Origin of the sequence: Nitrospira defluvii (assembly GCF_905220995.1) — a bacterium.
GTDB lineage: Bacteria > Nitrospirota > Nitrospiria > Nitrospirales > Nitrospiraceae > Nitrospira_A > Nitrospira_A defluvii_C.
Window position 1 is genome coordinate 259,080 of sequence record NZ_CAJNBJ010000001.1, and the last position, 15,222, is coordinate 274,301.

Genomic DNA, 15,222 nt, shown 5'->3' on the forward strand with positions numbered 1-15,222 from the left:
ATCGACGGACCGGCAGACGCACGCGGACACGTAGTCCGGGTTGTGACTCGTCTCGCTGTCGTTTCAGCGCCGATCTGGTTCACATGGTTATTTCACAACGACTCGGCCTCTGTCCAGGCATGGCCTAGTAAAACAGGGTCAGCCGACGTCGCTTGACGTTCAATAACAGCCCTAATGACGCCATGGTCATGATGGTCGCGCTGCCTCCATAACTCACGAGAGGAAGCGGAATACCCACGATGGGAAACATCCCCGCGGTCATGCCGATATTGACCACGACGCAAAAACACAACATGGCGACGATGCCTGCCGCGAGTAGCGCCCCCAGCGTGTCCTTCGCACGCGCGGCAATTTCCAATGACACCCATATCAGCGCGATAAACAAAGCCAATAGCACTAAGACCCCAACGAAGCCCCATTCCTCCGCATAGACGGCAAACACAAAATCGGTGTGGCCTTCTGGCAGGAACTTCAGCTGACTTTGTGTGCCGCCGTACAGCCCCTTTCCCGACAGTTCCCCTGAACCAATAGCAATCCTCGATTGCAGAGCGTGATACCCCTTGCCTCCCGGATCATAATCCGGGTCCACAAAGGCCATGACCCGTTCACGCTGGTAGTCATGCAGTGACGCCCAAACCATTTCCCAAACAAACGGAAACAGCATGACCGAAAGCAACAGAATAATCCCCAAGGCCTTCGATCTGACCCCGACCATCAGCAGCATGGCTGCGTAGACCGCCAAAAAGCTGAGACCACTGCCCAAATCCGGCTGCTTGAGAATGAGCAACAGGCCCGGCAACACAATCAGCCCCGGCAAGACCACCCGATGCAACCAGCCGACGCGAGGAGCCCGAGAATAATAGTTGGCCAATACCAAGACCAGCACCAACTTGGCAAACTCCGACGGCTGAAAGGCAAAGGGGCCGATAGGAATCCACCGCTGAGCACCGCGGCTGGATTTCCCCATGAACAGCACCACCGCCAGCATAATCAAAATGACCGCGTAGGTCGGATAGGCCAAGCGCGCGATCTTGTGGTAGTCCGACAGATACATCACCAGGAACGCCACCGTTCCCAGGAGAATCCAGACCAGCTGTTTGAGGTAAAACGGAAAGGCCGTATCCTGCGAATGCGTCACGCTGTAGATGGAGAGCACCCCGACCGACAGGATGACCGCCACCAGCCCCATGAAGCGAAGATCGAAACTATCGAGCCCTCGACTGTCGATCACCCGATCAATCATCACAAGTTCGGTCGCGTGCCGACTGCCGGTGCAGTCGACTTTGCCCGCCCGTTAGAGGGAACACCGTGGAGAACTTCGGGATACGCTTTCACATAGGCTTCGATCACATCTTTCGCCAGAGGCGCGGCGGCCGATCCACCATGGCCCATATGCTCGGCCAAAACAGCCACGGCGATACGCGGCGCTTCGACCGGCGCGAAGGCCACGAACCAGGCGTGGTCCCGGAACTTCTTGGGAATGTCCTTCTCCGGGCCGGTGCGCAGCGCCGCGGTCTGGGCCGTTCCGGTTTTCCCGCCGATCGTGACGAGGGACGACTTGGCCCGCGTCGCCGTTCCCTTGGTCACCACGTCGGCCAGCGCCTCCTTGATGAGCGCAATGGTCGCCGGCTTCACCGCCACCTTTCCGCGAACCGCCGGCGGGAATTCAGCCCGTTCGCCAGTGGCCCGATTCATCACCGCTTGCACCAATCGCGGCTTGACCGACACCCCATCATTGGCAACCGTGCCGATGACGCTGGCCATCTGCAGCGGAGTGACAGTCACATACCCCTGTCCGATGGCAGCAGAAATGGTTTCGCCCGGATACCAGGGCTGATTCCGCGCCTTTTGCTTCCAGGCCGTGGACGGGACGATGCCCACCCGTTCGGACGGCAATTCCACGCCAGTCTCCTGCCCCAAACCGAACTGTTTCGCGTATTCGGCAATCGTGTCGATTCCCATACGCTGGCCGACGGTGTAAAAGTAGACGTCACAAGAATGGATCAACGCCTCGTTCAGGTCCACCGATCCATGCCCGCCCTGTTTCCAATCACGAAACAGCCGATTGCCGAATTGATACCCGCCGTTGCACCGCACCATGGTCGAAGGGGTCACCGTGTTGGATTCGAGTGCGGCTGCCGCCATGATGACTTTGAAGGTCGAGCCGGGAGGATACTGTCCTTGCGTGGCACGATTGTTCAGCGGGCGGCGTTCATTCTGCACGATCTCTACCCATTGCTTGTTGGTCAATTCTTTGGACAACACGTTAGGGTCGAACCCCGGACGACTCGCCATCGCCAAAATATCGCCGTTCGTGGGGTCGAGCGCCACGATGGCCCCGGATTCTTCGCCCAGAAGATCCTCGGCGATCTTCTGGAGCCGGGCATCGATGGTGAGGTAGAGATCATCCCCCGCCACCGGCTTATCCGATACAATGGCACGTTTTTCATGGCCGAGCGCATCGACTTCGACGCTCTTCTGCCCAGCCCGCCCGCGCACCTGACGATCGAACCATTTTTCGACGCCATATTGACCGACAATGCTGCCCTGATGAAGATCGGCAAAATCTGGTTTCTCAAGCTGATCGGCCGAGACTTCGCCGACATACCCCAACAAATGCGCCGCCACATCCCCTGCAGGATAGTTCCGCTGTGACTCGACCTGGATCATCACTCCCGGTAAATCCAGACGGTGAGACTCAATCAGCGTCGCCTCGCGCAACGTCAACCGGTCTTTGATCTTGCGAGGCTGTAATTTGCCCCCCTTACCGATCGACAGTTTCTTCTGAATCAACTCCGGATCAAGGCTGAGCAACGAGGCTAATTGACCCACCAGCGCGGCGCGATCCTTTACATCTTCCAGCGTGACGTACAGGGCGAAACTCGGCACATTGTTGGCCAGCAACAGGCCGTTTCGGTCGAAAATAAGCCCTCGCGCCGGTTCGAGCACCACGGAGCGTGTCCGGTTGTTCTCGGAAAGATCCCGGTAGTAGGGGCCCTCTCGAATCTGGAGGTGCCACAAGCGCAACGCGAGCAGACCCACCACCAGCAGGAGGCCTACCCGCAGAATGACCAGCCGCCGCTGAAGATCCAGGAGCTCGGAATCGTTGAATCCTGCCGTCGCCATTGTCGCCTGCTCGTTACCGACTCCCGCGGAAAATCGGGACTGACTTAGAGCGTCCCCTCCGTGACCATCCGATCATCGGACCAGCGTTCCCGGAACAACAGATAGAGACCGGCACCGAGGGCTGCGTCGAGCCCCGCTTGCACGAGAATAGTCGATCGCACCCCCAGCCACACTTCATCCAAGCCGGCGGGATTCAACGAGTAAAGAAATACTGCGCTCGACAGACAGGAAATAATCGCCAATCCCGCCGTCATGACCGCCGGCGTGATATGTGCCATATGGCGCCCGGCCAATCCGGCCAGAAACCCGCTGCCCCCCTTCGTCACTACGTTGATCCACAGATCTCCCGCAGACAACATATCTTGAAAGCATCCCAGAATGAGGCCGAGCATCAGCCCGTCGAGTTCGCCGCCAAGAAACCCCACAAGGCAAGCGGCCACTAACCCAAGATCGGGACGGACGCCGAACACACTGAGGTAATGCAGCAGCGTGGTCTGAAAGGGAACCACGACCAACGCCAGGAGGAGGTACAACAGAAACTTCATGGCTTCTTTCGATCCCCATGGATTTCCTGCAGCAACTTCTGCGCGGCCTCGGCATCGTCATAGGGGGCCGTAATGATCAGCACTTCGTCCAGCTTGGACAGATCGACTTCCGGCTCAATCTCGGCCGACTGAAACAGATCGCCTTCTGATTTTTCGACTTGAGTCAGCCCTCCGATCGCCAGCCCACGTGGAAAGGCTCCGGTCAAACCGGATGTGACGACGCGGTCACCCGCTTGAACCCGCGACAACAGCGGAATGTACTTGAGTCGCGCGCGGCCGTTACTGGTGCCTTCGACGATCCCTTCATCACGGGTCCGCTGTACCACACCGGCGATCGCATTGTTGGGATCGGTGACGAGCAGGACGACGGACGACGTGGAGTTGGTTTTGACGATGCGCCCGACAACCCCAGCAGGAGTGACCACACCCATTTCCGGCCGCACCCCGTCACTCTCGCCTTTATTGAGAATCATCCCACGGTACCAGTTGGTGGCATCCCGACCGATGACCTGCGCGGCCACGGTTTGCGAGGGCGACTGCTGCTTGAAGTTCAGGAGCGTCTCGTACCGCTGCGACGCGGCCACGGACTCGCGCAGCTGATTGTTCTGGCCCTTCAACAGGTCAATGTCGCGGCGCAGCTGGCGGTTCTCCTCATGCACGGTCTGTAGAGCGACATAGCTGTTCCAGGCGTCGGAAATTCCATGATCCACGGAGGAAAACGCGGCGAGGGGCACACTCAGGACCTGCCCCAACGGGCCTCCGACATACTGCAACAACCTCTGGCTTTGGCTAGGAAGCAGAAAGAGGGCGATCAGCAAGCAGGCGAACAAGGCGATGGCGAGACGCCGGGTGCCGTATGTAGAGCGCGATATAGCCATCCACACTCGGGATGGAGGTCATCGAGAGGTACTGCACTGCGACATAACCGAGACTTTGCGCAGAAGGTCCAACTCGTCGAGAATCTTCCCCACTCCCAAGACCACCGAGGTCAGCGGGTCGTCGACCGTAATGATCGGAAGATTGGTCTCTTCACGAAACCGAGTGTCCATTCCCTTCAGCAAAGATCCGCCGCCAGTCAACACGATACCACGATCGATGATGTCTCCGGCCAATTCAGGTGGTGTATTTTCAAGCGCCACCTTGATGGCATTGACGATGGTTCCTATGGGTTCCTGTAACGCCTCCCTGACTTCGGCATCATCCACCACCAGCGTGCGCGGAATACCGGAGATCAGGTCGCGCCCCTTGATCATCATGGTTTTCCGCTCTTCGAAGGGATAGGCCGAGCCGATCTCAAACTTGATCCGTTCGGCCATGTGCTCTCCGATGAGCAGATTATATTTCTTCTTGATGTAATTCATGATGGCGTCATCCATCCGGTCGCCGGCCACCTTGACCGACTCGCTGTAGACGATGCCACCCAACGAGATCACGGCGATGTCCGTCGTTCCGCCGCCGATGTCCACCACCATGTTTCCCGATGGTTCAGTAATCGGCAACCCAGCGCCGATAGCGGCCGCCACCGGTTCTTCGATCAAATACACTTCACGCGCACCGGCGAGTTCGGCGGAATCCCGGACCGCACGCTGCTCCACCTGGGTAATCCGGGACGGAACACCGATGATGATGCGGGGCCGGACGAACGCCGTTCGGTTATGAGCCTTCTGAATGAAGTGACTCAGCATCGCCTCAGCCTTTTCGAAGTCGGCGATGACGCCTTCCTTCATCGGGCGCACCGCGATGATATTCCCCGGCGTACGCCCCAACATCCGTTTCGCATCAGCGCCGACGGCCATCACGCGTTCCGTCTTCTTCTCCACGGCGACCACGGAGGGCTCGTTTAACACGATACCCTTTCCCTGGACGTACACGAGAGTCGTCGCCGTTCCCAAATCGATCGCGAGATCGTTGGAGAACCACCCGAACATGTCACTCATGAAGCCCACTAGGACTCTCCCTTCACACGATTCCTGCGCGCAGCCGCATTACACGTTCAGTCCGACACTTCCAGTTGTCCGGTTTCCAGCACCTGCGTCTTGGCGATGTCATCACCCAACCGGCGCCCCTGTTCATTCCCGATGACCAGCAACCCTTCCAGCGAGAGCAGCGCTCCCCATCCGATCCAACCCACATACGGAATTTCAAACGCCAGCTGGGCAAGTCCGCAAGGCAGATTACGGATAATCGACTCCCGGAAGCCCGCCGGATCCCGTGTACGTGGGACGATGGTTTGAAGCCCGATAAGCCGCTTCCCGACACTGCGACCACCACCAAATCCGTCGGCCAGCAGAATGTAGGCAAGTCCGGCAAGAACACCGATTGGAGGGACCAGTTTGCCCGCCGCCGCCACGATCAGGAGATCGATCGTTTTGGCGATGAAGCGATTCAGCACCTGGGCCTTGGGATAGACACCCAGTTCCACCGGGCTGTGCCCGATTGCCTCCTCCGCCACCGGAAATCTCCCCAATTCGTCGTCACTATAACAAATCTCTCGAACCTGCACAAACAAAGTCGCAATCTTCTCACACCCGCGCTCCATGCGATTCTAGCTCTTGCCTTTGCTGTCGCCGCCTGAGTAGAATCCGCGAAACGTTGCCGACAAGAGGCGCTCTCGATGATCAAGCTGTTACGCGAAGCCGCTCACGACTATCCATGGTTTTTGAAATCCATCATGGGCATTCTTGCCCTCGCGTTCGTCATCACGATGGGCTGGTGGGGGTTCGGCCAGCAAAGCGGCAACGTCGTCGCCTCCGTGGGTGACCAGGTCGTCCCGCTCGATGAATATCGGCGGGCCTATGAAAATACGTACCGCTTCTACAAAGACAAAGGACAGAACGAGATCAAGGACGAGTTCCTGAAACAATTCGTGCTGGACCAACTCATCGACAACCGCATGTGGCTGCACGTCGCCAAGGAAATGGGACTGACGGTGTCCGACGAAGATTTGCGGAAGGCGATCATGCAGCGGACGGAGTTTCAGAAGAACGGCGCCTTCGACCCAGAGGCCTATCGGCGACTGTTGGCGGCAAACCGGTTGACACCGGCCTCCTTCGAAGCCATGGAAGCCAAGGATATCCTCACCAACAAAGCACGATTGGTCATCATGGACGCTGTGGCCTTGACGCCGTCCGAATATGCCGAGGCACAGACCCTGGCTTCACGAGAAGGAGAGTCTGATCCGGCCAAAGCCGCCATCATCAAGGAACGGGTGTATCAGAACCTGCTGTTCCAAAAGCAGCAGCGCGCCTTGATGGCCTATTCCGAATCGATGAAGAGCAAAGTCCCCGTCAAAATCCACAAAGAACTCATGTAGCGACCGGCCACCCCGTCCCAATCAGCATCGCATCTCCATAACTGTAAAACCGGTACCGTTGCGCCACCGCTTCGTGGTAGGCAGCGCGAAGCGGTTCCACGCCGACAAACGCAGACACCAGCATCAGCAAGGTGGTCCGCGGCAGATGAAAATTTGTCACCAGCGCATCGATCACCTGAAACGGAAACCCAGGGGTGATGAACAGGTCGGCCGGTCCCTGAAACGGCTCGATTCCACGTCCCCCCCGGGCCGCTGTCTCCAGCGCGCGCACGACGGTGGTCCCGACCGCAACCACGCGATGGCCGCTCCGCTGTGTTCGCTGAATCTGCTCGACCGTGGCGGTCGACACCTCCACCTGCTCCGACAACATGCGGTGATCTTCGATTCGCTCACTTTTCACGCTACGAAACGTGCCGGGGCCGACATGCAATGTCACCTGCGTCACCCCGATTCCCTTAGCCGCCATCGACTCCACCAATGCTTGTGTGAAGTGTAGTCCCGCGGTCGGCGCGGCAATCGCTCCCTCGTGTCGGGCAAACACCGTCTGGTACCACCCCCGGTCCTCCGGGGACGGCTCACGCTTGATGTACGGAGGCAGCGGCATCGTGCCGGCCTCATGCATGAGGTCATACACGTTGGTGACGCCTCTGACCATCATGGTCGTTCGAGCCTGGCTCCGTTCCACGATCTCACCGCTGGCACCACCGGGAAAATCGATCATGGCCCCTGGTCGAAATCGCCCTTTGATCAGCACCTCCCACATATTCTGTCCGAGGTCCTGCACGAACAGCAGATCCAGAAGTTTTCCGGTCGACCGCACCTTGGCCGGCACTCGCGCCGGCATCACTTTGGTATTGTTCACCACCACCAGATCGCCGGGACTGAGCAACGAGGGAAGATCCGCGACCCGGCGATGGGTCCTCATACCGCTCGAGCGCTCCATGACCAAAAGCCGTGCGTGATCGCGCGGGAGCACAGGATGGTCGGCCACGAGCACCGGGTCGAATGGGAAATCAAACTCGCTGAGCAGCATCAGGGGGTTGGAATCACCGGCATCAGAAGCTGCGACCGGGCGGCATCATGCAACTCGGTGCCTGGATAGTAGTACTGCAGAATGCTGTTGTAGGAATAGCCGAGTTCCGCCAACTCTTTCGCGCCCCATTGGCAGAGCCCCACGGCATGGCCCGCTCCGTATCCGGCAAAGACCACCTCGGCGCCGATCGATTCGACTTCAAATTGGGTACTCGGGATCACTGTATATCCCGCCGCCTTGCGAAGGTCTTCTCCTCGCAAGATCGTCTCGCCGCCGGAATGCAGAATGCGTAAACGGGCGACTCGCCCGGCACGACTATAGGCAATCGGCGTGATCGTTGCAATCGTACCCACGGAAAATCCCTGGTGGCGGAGATTGTGCTCCAGCTGATCAATCTTCACGCTGGCTCTCCATTGATAATAGGGCGATTCCAAATCAAACGGACACTCGACGCCTTTCAAGTAGGGCAAATCTTTATTGGCCCACACATTCACGGCATCTTCGGTCGGGCCGGCGGCGGTGGAGGAGAATGCAGCATAGATCGGCGCCTTCTGATGGGTCACCACAATCCCGCGCGTCGATTCAACGGCTTCCTCAACCCGGCGATCCACACCCACGCGCCCCCTATAGACCTGATCTTGAATTGTGGCGACGACGTCATACTCCCGCGCGGCACTCAACATTTTGTTGTACAAGGCATACGTTCGCGCCGCTACCGCCTGCACCTTCAACATTTCCGGATGCCAAGCCGAGCTGACTTCGGACGGCACCACACCTTTGACGTACTCTTCTAAATCCACCTGGTTGACGACGGAGAGCGCATGGCCTTTCCGCAACACCCGCACGGCACCGCTGATCGGCAGCGGGGTCATCGCGCCGGTTCCTCCGTCCTTTCCGATGAGCAGCGTCAAGTTGTGCCGGAGCGGGCGAAGCTGCACCTGCCCACCCGCGAGACGTCGGCCGTCGAGATGCAACCCATCCCCCCGAGCGGTGAGATGAATCGGCCCATGCAGTGTCTTGGTCTCGCCGCTCTCACTCACAAGCGCAACGGCGCCGGCCGAGCGCACATCGAGGAACGGTGCGTCCTGCGCCAACAACACCCGAATGGATTCAGCAGAGGAAGGATGGGCACAAACGAGTGACAGCCACGCCATGCCCCCCGCGACGACGGCCACTCTGAAGAACCGATGTGGAATCAGCGGCGAAAGAGCCATGAAAGGACGTAAAAGAGCAGACTCAGCAGAATGCTGAGCACAAGACTGGTCGCGATCGGAGCATAGAGGCTAAATCGCTCTCGCGTAATCGAGAGATCACCGGGTAACCTTCCGACCCAACCAAACAGCGAACCGATACCGGGCCATTTCTCTGCCAGCGTCAGTATCAGACCGACCGCCGCGAGGGCCAAGCCTGCGACAATCAGGAGACGGCCTATCCCGTTCCAGGCATCCATCATTCATTGTATCAAACATTCGGCGATTTGAACGGCGTTGAGCGCGGCCCCCTTCCGCAGGTTGTCGCTGACGACCCACAGATTCAAGCCGTTGGTGATCGACTCATCGACCCGAACACGCCCCACGTAGACCTCATCCTTGCCGGACACGTCAAAGGGCATCGGATAGAGTTTCTTGACGGGATCATCGTAGACGATCACCCCCGGCATATCGGCAATGGCGGCCCGCGCGTCGTTGGCCTTCAACGGACGTTCGAGTTCCACATTGATTGCCTCCGAGTGACAGCGCAAGACCGGCACCCTCACCGTGGTCGCGGTGACCCGCAGTGACGGCATCTCAAGAATTTTCCTTGTCTCCTGGACGATCTTCACTTCTTCGGAGCAGTCGCCGCCCTCGCCGAACGAGCCCACCTGGGGGAGGAGATTGAACGCGATTTGATGCGGATAGACCTGCACCTTCACATCCTGAAATGAGATGAGCGCCTTCGTCTGATCCATCAATTCATCCATCGCGGCCGCCCCGGTGCCGGACACCGACTGAAACGTCGTCACCACCACGCGTTTGATACCGGCCACATCCCGAAGCGGCTTCAGCGCCATGACCAACGGAGTCGTCGTGCAGTTCGGGATGGCCACAATGCCCCGCTTCATAGACTGCAACGCCGCAGCATTGACCTCGGGCACCACGAGCGGGACGTTCGGGTCCATCCGGAACACGGCGCTGTCATCGATGACGACGACACCCGCCGCGCCTAATCGTGCACCGTAGTCACGACTGATGGCGTCGGTGGCGGAAATAAAGGCGAGGTCGACGCCGGCGAAGGACGAGGCCTCCGTCAATTCCTCAACCTTGTATTCTTTGCCCTGACACGACAACACCTCGCCGGCGGAGCGCTTCGACGAAAAGAGCCGCAACGTCTCGATCGGAAAGTTACGCTCCTCCAGGATCTCCAGACTTTCTTTTCCGACGGCCCCGGTCGCCCCGAGCACCACCACCGTATAGGCCTGCTTTTTCTTCAACATCATGCTGTCCTTACGCCGTTGCCCTCAGAATCCGGATGCGGTGGTTAAAGGTATCCGCCACATACACGGTTCCGGCCGCATCGACCGCTACACCAAATGGATAACTCAGACTTCCCGCCAACGCCTCACCGCCATCTCCACCGAATTGCGCGACACCGGTCCCCGATACGCGCGTAATGGTGTTGGCACGCCCGTCCCACACCCGGATCAAATGACTGTCCGAATCCGTCAAGTACACCCGACCGTCGCGACCGACCGCGATGGCGGCCGGGCGCGACATGCTCGGCGAATTGGGTTCTTCCGGCCCTTGGTATCGGTAGGATCCCCCATCCCCCGCTACGGTGTTGATCCGGCCTGTTGCCGGATCGACTGACCGGATCCGGCTATTGAAGGTGTCCGCAATGTAGAGCACACCATCGGCGCCTAACGCCACGCCGCTGGGCCCGGCCAAACTCGCTTCAGTGGCAGGAACATGATCGCCGCTGTAGGCTGCGGTCCCGTCTCCTGCGACGGTGCTGATCAGACCGGTGGCCAGGTCGACACGGCGGACACGGTTGTTGCTTTGGTCCGCGATATACACATAGTGGTCGTTGACGGCCAATCCGGTCGGCTCATTGATCGCAGCCTGGGCCGCCGGCCCGCCGTCTCCGGAATATCGCGCCTGCCCGGTACCGGCCACATGACTGATGAGTCCGGTCGTTGCGTCGACTCTCCGAACCCGGTGGTTCATCGTATCCGCAATATAGAGATTGCCCGCCCGATCGACAGCCACGGCACTGGGAAAGTTCAGGCGGGCGCGACGTGCAGGGCCATCGTCTCCAGAATCCTGTTCGATGGTCAGCCGCCCACCCGTCACGTAGCGAACGGTGCCGCTCAAATCGGTAACTTGGGTATAGGCCTTCGTCTTGTCGCCGGAACTGTCCGCGAAGGGATCTTCGTCCTCATCGCTCCCGACGACCGCCGGCTCCGGCATCGAAACCTGGGCCGTCGTTCCCACAGGACCGATTCCCGCTACGGTTGTGATCACCCCGGTGGTTCGATCGATCCGCCGGATCACATGATTCTCCGAATCCGCAATGTAGAGATTGCCCTGTGAATCGACGCACAAGCCCTTCGGCTCGTTTAACGACGCCGCAGTGGCCGGCCCGCCGTCACCGGCATACCCAGGCTCGCCGTCCCCCGCCAGGGTCTCAATGATTCCAGATGGTGTCACACCGGTTGTCATGGGGCTTATGCGGGAAGATTCTGCAGGATAGCATCGCCCATTTCCGTGGTACCAACCAGCCGCATCCCTTCGGCATGGATATCCTTGGTACGGTATCCAAGTTCAAGCGTCTTGACGATCGCCTGGTCGATCGCCGCCGCTTCCTTGTCCAACTGAAAGGCGTACGACAGCATCATGGCGGCAGAAGCAATGGTCGCAATCGGGTTCGCAATATTTTTCCCCGCGATGTCCGGCGCGCTGCCGTGGATCGGCTCGAACAGTCCGACCTTGGCCCCGATGCTGGCAGACGGCAACATGCCGATCGACCCGGTGAGCATCGCCGCCTCGTCACTCAGAATATCGCCGAAAATGTTATTGCAGAGCAGCACATCAAACTGCCGTGGATTCCGCACGAGCTGCATCGCACAATTGTCGACATAGATGTGGCTCAGGGCCACATCGGCGTAGTCCTTCTGTACCTCGGTCACCACTCGCCGCCAGAGCTCCGACGACTCCAGCACGTTCGCCTTGTCGACCGACATCACCTTCTTCCGACGCTTGCGCGCCGCCTCGAAGGCCACCACCGCAATCCGGCGGATTTCCTCGGTCGTATACACTTCGGTATTGACCCCGCGTTCTCCGCCACCGGGCAATTTCTCAATCCCTTTCGGCTTACCGAAATAGATGCCGCCGGTGAGTTCACGGATCACCAGCATGTCGATGCCCTCGATGACCTCGCGACGCAATGTCGAGGCATCGGCCAGCATGGGATACAGTTTCGCCGGACGAAGGTTCGCATAGAGCCCCAGTTGTTCTCGCAAGCCAAGCAGGGCCCGCTCGGGGCGAAGGCTATACTCCAACCCTTCCCATTTCGGACCGCCGACGGCCCCCAGCAACACTGCGTCACTGTGCTTAGCGATGGTGAGGGTCTCAGCCGGTAGCGGCACGCCGACCTTGTCGATAGCATGCCCCCCGACATCGGCCGACTGAAATTCAAAGGTATGCCCGTACCTGACTGCCACGGCCTTTAATACCTTGACCGCTTCCGGAACAATTTCGCGGCCGACTCCGTCACCGGCCAAGACTGCAATTCTCGCTTTCACGTCGCGCTCTCCTCTCGGCTATTCAACGACCGCCTCGTCTTCCGCCTTCCACGCGGGATCGACGAGGCAGAGAAATTCGATCGGACTCGTTCCGGTGTTCAGCAGGGCCTGCTTGGCACCAGGCGGCACATAGATCACCGAACCGGCCTCCACCGGCATCGACTCCTCTTCCACCTTCATCAGGCCACAGCCGGCGATGAAGTAATACACCTCCGAGGATGTCAACCGGTGCCAGAGGGACTGCTGGCCAGGATCGAGGAATCCGTGAGCCAGGCTATAGCCCAGTTTCAGGTCGGCCTTGGCCGGGTGCAGCAGTTCTCGCAACCGGGTGTGATCGCCTGCAAGAAATTCCGGGCAGCGCTCACGATGCGTGCCGAACATGCCGTACCTTGATCATGATGAATCCACACACAAACGTCGCGTGACCGAGTCGACACACCCGTACCGACCGGAGGGAGGAATCTACCGTGCAGGTCGGGATCAAATCAAGCTGACCTTCTGAATCCCTTCCGCCTGTTTCGCAGCAAAGTATGCCAGCTTATTGAGCGCATTGAGGTAGGCTCTCGCCGCCGCCGTAATGATGTCGGTATCCGCCCCATGTCCGGAGACCGTTCGCCCATCCTCTTCCAGACGCACCGACACCTCCCCTTGGGCATCGGTCCCGCCAGTGATGGCATTCACGCCGAACATCAACAATTTACTCGTGGTCTGCGTCATGGCCGCAATCGTCCGATAGACCGCATCCACCGGTCCATCGCCCGTTCCGCTGTGGGACACCAGTTTTCCGTCGATCTCCAACTCGACCGTCGCCTTCGGAACTTTATTGGTCCCGCTTTCTACGTGAAACGACTTCAAGACCACCCGTTCGGACATCTTCGCAATTTCCTCCGATACGATGACCTCGAGATCCTCTTCGTAGATCTCCTTCTTCTGATCCGCCAGCCGCTTAAACCGCTCAAAGGCGTGATTGATCTCTTCCTCGCTCAACTTGTAGCCCAGATCTTCCAACCGTTGGCGGAACGCATGACGCCCGGACAACTTACCCATCACCAATTTGACCTGTTCCAGCCCCACCGACTCCGGTCGCATGATTTCATAGGTGGTTTTATCCTTCAGCAACCCGTCTTGATGAATACCTGACGTGTGGGCAAACGCATTGGCGCCAACGATCGCTTTGTTCGGCTGAATGACCATCCCCGTGATCTTGCTCACCAGACGACTCGTTTTGGCTATTTCCTCCGTCACGACCTTGGTATCAGCCCCATACCAAGCCTTGCGGGTCCGGAGTCCCATGACAACTTCTTCCAGCGAGGTGTTACCGGCCCGCTCGCCGATGCCATTGATGGTGCACTCCACCTGCCCGGCGCCCGCCATCACCGCCGCCAGACTATTGGCCACCGCCAGCCCCAAATCGTTGTGGCAATGCACTGAAATCACTGCCTGCTGGCTATTCGGCACCCTGTCCCTGATGCGTTGAATCAGCTCACCGAACTCCTGAGGCACGGCATAGCCGACCGTATCGGGAATATTGATCGTCCCTGCTCCGGCCGCAATCACCGCTTCAATCACCTCACACAAGTACGCGGGATCGGAACGGCTGGCATCCATAGGAGAAAACTCCACGTCGTCCACATAGGTGCGCGCCAACTGCACCATCTCCACCGCCCGCTTCTTGGCCTCGTCGCGCGTCATCCGGAATTGATGCTTCAAGTGGATGTCGGACGTAGACAAGAACGTGTGGATCCTGACGCGCTGGGCCCCTTTCAACGCTTCCGACGCCCTGGTGATATCCTCCGGCCTTGCTCGCGCAAGACTACAGACCACCGGCCCCTCAACCTCCAAAGCAATCCGTCGTACGGCCTCGAAGTCTCCAGGTGAACTGTAGGCAAACCCCGCCTCGATAATATCCACGCCGAGGCGTGCCAGTTGCTTGGCGATCATCAGTTTCTCTTCGACGTTCATGCTCGCCCCTGGCGATTGCTCGCCGTCCCGCAACGTCGTATCGAATATTCTGATCATCCGAGTCATGGCAACCTCCTCCTGTGCTCCAGCATGCTCAAACGGGCTTTCCAACGCGGCCGCAGGCGGAGAAAACACCCGAGGCGTACCCTCGTGGGTACGTTGAGGATGTTTTCAAGCCGAGAACACAGTTGGAAGCCCATTTCAGCATGCGGGCAATAAAAAAGCCTCCGCCCCTGGACAGGGACGAAGGCCTTGCGAGCCTCGTGGTACCACCCTGATTCAGCACCGGATGAAGCCCTCTTCATCCGACACCCTCATGCAATCCGTAACGGGGATCAGTCGGGACTCATTACCGCCCGTCGATACGGGATTCACGAATCCGGCTCAGAGGTGAGTTCAGAAGGCAACCGGCTGGTTTGCACCGCCCACCAGCTCTCTCAGTTCGGTCGACACTCCCTACTAT

15 protein-coding genes and 1 other annotated feature (1 of these 16 cut by a window edge) are annotated in these 15,222 nt (G+C 59.0%); of the genes, 1 reads left to right on the forward strand and 14 read right to left on the reverse strand.

Going from position 1 to position 15,222, the window contains the following annotated elements; genetic code table 11:
• Window positions 1-124: 124 nt before the first annotated feature.
• The 6 genes from rodA to KJA79_RS01325 all read right to left on the reverse strand — a co-directional run bounded on the left by rodA (window position 125) and on the right by KJA79_RS01325 (window position 6,210).
• Window positions 125-1,243 (reverse strand): rod shape-determining protein RodA, encoded by a 1,119-nt coding sequence (gene rodA, locus KJA79_RS01300; protein ID WP_213040199.1) that lies wholly within the window; start codon window positions 1,241-1,243, stop codon window positions 125-127.
• Window positions 1,243-3,126, reverse strand: a complete 1,884-nt coding sequence (gene mrdA / locus KJA79_RS01305; RefSeq protein WP_213040200.1) for a penicillin-binding protein 2 — start codon at window positions 3,124-3,126, stop codon at window positions 1,243-1,245. The genes rodA and mrdA overlap by 1 nt, the downstream gene beginning before the upstream one ends.
• 44 nt (window positions 3,127-3,170) lie before the next feature.
• Window positions 3,171-3,671, reverse strand: a complete 501-nt coding sequence (locus tag KJA79_RS01310) for a hypothetical protein (protein WP_213040201.1) — start codon at window positions 3,669-3,671, stop codon at window positions 3,171-3,173.
• Window positions 3,668-4,549: a rod shape-determining protein MreC gene (gene mreC / locus KJA79_RS01315; protein ID WP_213040202.1), complete on the reverse strand. Its 882-nt coding sequence runs from the start codon at window positions 4,547-4,549 to the stop codon at window positions 3,668-3,670. The genes KJA79_RS01310 and mreC overlap by 4 nt, the downstream gene beginning before the upstream one ends.
• 18 nt (window positions 4,550-4,567) lie before the next feature.
• On the reverse strand, window positions 4,568-5,599 hold the full coding sequence (locus tag KJA79_RS01320; protein ID WP_213041338.1) for a rod shape-determining protein: 1,032 nt from the start codon (window positions 5,597-5,599) through the stop codon (window positions 4,568-4,570).
• 65 nt (window positions 5,600-5,664) lie between these two features.
• Complete coding sequence (locus KJA79_RS01325) at window positions 5,665-6,210, reverse strand: RDD family protein (protein WP_213040203.1); 546 nt, start codon at window positions 6,208-6,210, stop codon at window positions 5,665-5,667.
• 75 nt (window positions 6,211-6,285) lie between these two features.
• Between KJA79_RS01325 and KJA79_RS01330 the strand changes: the two genes are divergently transcribed.
• The gene (locus KJA79_RS01330; RefSeq protein WP_213040204.1) at window positions 6,286-6,984 is read left to right on the forward strand and encodes a SurA N-terminal domain-containing protein; all 699 of its coding nucleotides are present in this window, start codon (window positions 6,286-6,288) and stop codon (window positions 6,982-6,984) included.
• On the opposite strand, the gene queA is transcribed toward KJA79_RS01330, so the two are convergent.
• From queA to KJA79_RS01370, 8 genes are all read right to left on the reverse strand, one after another.
• Window positions 6,977-8,017: a tRNA preQ1(34) S-adenosylmethionine ribosyltransferase-isomerase QueA gene (queA, locus tag KJA79_RS01335; RefSeq protein ID WP_213040205.1), complete on the reverse strand. Its 1,041-nt coding sequence runs from the start codon at window positions 8,015-8,017 to the stop codon at window positions 6,977-6,979. The two genes, KJA79_RS01330 and queA, sit on opposite strands and share 8 nt — an antisense overlap.
• On the reverse strand, window positions 8,017-9,231 hold the full coding sequence (locus KJA79_RS01340; protein ID WP_213040206.1) for a SpoIID/LytB domain-containing protein: 1,215 nt from the start codon (window positions 9,229-9,231) through the stop codon (window positions 8,017-8,019). The genes queA and KJA79_RS01340 overlap by 1 nt, the downstream gene beginning before the upstream one ends.
• A complete protein-coding gene (locus tag KJA79_RS01345; RefSeq protein ID WP_246507339.1) occupies window positions 9,213-9,470 on the reverse strand; it encodes a DUF2905 domain-containing protein in 258 nt (85 codons plus the stop codon). Before KJA79_RS01345 ends, KJA79_RS01340 begins: the two co-directional genes overlap by 19 nt.
• Window positions 9,471-10,490: an aspartate-semialdehyde dehydrogenase gene (locus KJA79_RS01350; protein WP_213041340.1), complete on the reverse strand. Its 1,020-nt coding sequence runs from the start codon at window positions 10,488-10,490 to the stop codon at window positions 9,471-9,473.
• A 10-nt stretch (window positions 10,491-10,500) separates the two neighbouring features.
• A complete protein-coding gene (locus tag KJA79_RS01355) occupies window positions 10,501-11,703 on the reverse strand; it encodes an NHL domain-containing protein (protein WP_213040207.1) in 1,203 nt (400 codons plus the stop codon).
• A 17-nt stretch (window positions 11,704-11,720) separates the two neighbouring features.
• Window positions 11,721-12,797, reverse strand: a complete 1,077-nt coding sequence (gene leuB, locus KJA79_RS01360; protein ID WP_213040208.1) for a 3-isopropylmalate dehydrogenase — start codon at window positions 12,795-12,797, stop codon at window positions 11,721-11,723.
• A gap of 18 nt (window positions 12,798-12,815) precedes the next feature.
• Complete coding sequence (locus tag KJA79_RS01365; protein WP_213040209.1) at window positions 12,816-13,178, reverse strand: cupin domain-containing protein; 363 nt, start codon at window positions 13,176-13,178, stop codon at window positions 12,816-12,818.
• A gap of 99 nt (window positions 13,179-13,277) precedes the next feature.
• Window positions 13,278-14,825, reverse strand: a complete 1,548-nt coding sequence (locus KJA79_RS01370) for a 2-isopropylmalate synthase (protein ID WP_213040210.1) — start codon at window positions 14,823-14,825, stop codon at window positions 13,278-13,280.
• A gap of 170 nt (window positions 14,826-14,995) precedes the next feature.
• Window positions 14,996-15,222: a binding site (T-box leader), on the reverse strand (it continues 19 nt past the right edge of the window).

What these genes read in the sequence shown, in the direction of transcription:
- KJA79_RS01330 (WP_213040204.1), top strand. Translation starts at nt 6,286, where the DNA reads ATGATCAAGCTGTTACGCGAAGCCGCTCACGACTATCCATGGTTTTTG.
- queA (WP_213040205.1), bottom strand. Translation starts at nt 8,017, where the DNA reads ATGCTGCTCAGCGAGTTTGATTTCCCATTCGACCCGGTGCTCGTGGCC.
- KJA79_RS01370 (WP_213040210.1), bottom strand. Translation starts at nt 14,825, where the DNA reads ATGACTCGGATGATCAGAATATTCGATACGACGTTGCGGGACGGCGAG.
- KJA79_RS01345 (WP_246507339.1), bottom strand. Translation starts at nt 9,470, where the DNA reads ATGATGGATGCCTGGAACGGGATAGGCCGTCTCCTGATTGTCGCAGGC.
- KJA79_RS01325 (WP_213040203.1), bottom strand. Translation starts at nt 6,210, where the DNA reads ATGGAGCGCGGGTGTGAGAAGATTGCGACTTTGTTTGTGCAGGTTCGA.
- KJA79_RS01320 (WP_213041338.1), bottom strand. Translation starts at nt 5,599, where the DNA reads ATGTTCGGGTGGTTCTCCAACGATCTCGCGATCGATTTGGGAACGGCG.
- KJA79_RS01350 (WP_213041340.1), bottom strand. Translation starts at nt 10,490, where the DNA reads ATGTTGAAGAAAAAGCAGGCCTATACGGTGGTGGTGCTCGGGGCGACC.
- KJA79_RS01365 (WP_213040209.1), bottom strand. Translation starts at nt 13,178, where the DNA reads ATGTTCGGCACGCATCGTGAGCGCTGCCCGGAATTTCTTGCAGGCGAT.
- KJA79_RS01310 (WP_213040201.1), bottom strand. Translation starts at nt 3,671, where the DNA reads ATGAAGTTTCTGTTGTACCTCCTCCTGGCGTTGGTCGTGGTTCCCTTT.
- mreC (WP_213040202.1), bottom strand. Translation starts at nt 4,549, where the DNA reads ATGGCTATATCGCGCTCTACATACGGCACCCGGCGTCTCGCCATCGCC.
- KJA79_RS01340 (WP_213040206.1), bottom strand. Translation starts at nt 9,231, where the DNA reads ATGGCTCTTTCGCCGCTGATTCCACATCGGTTCTTCAGAGTGGCCGTC.
- rodA (WP_213040199.1), bottom strand. Translation starts at nt 1,243, where the DNA reads ATGATTGATCGGGTGATCGACAGTCGAGGGCTCGATAGTTTCGATCTT.
- mrdA (WP_213040200.1), bottom strand. Translation starts at nt 3,126, where the DNA reads ATGGCGACGGCAGGATTCAACGATTCCGAGCTCCTGGATCTTCAGCGG.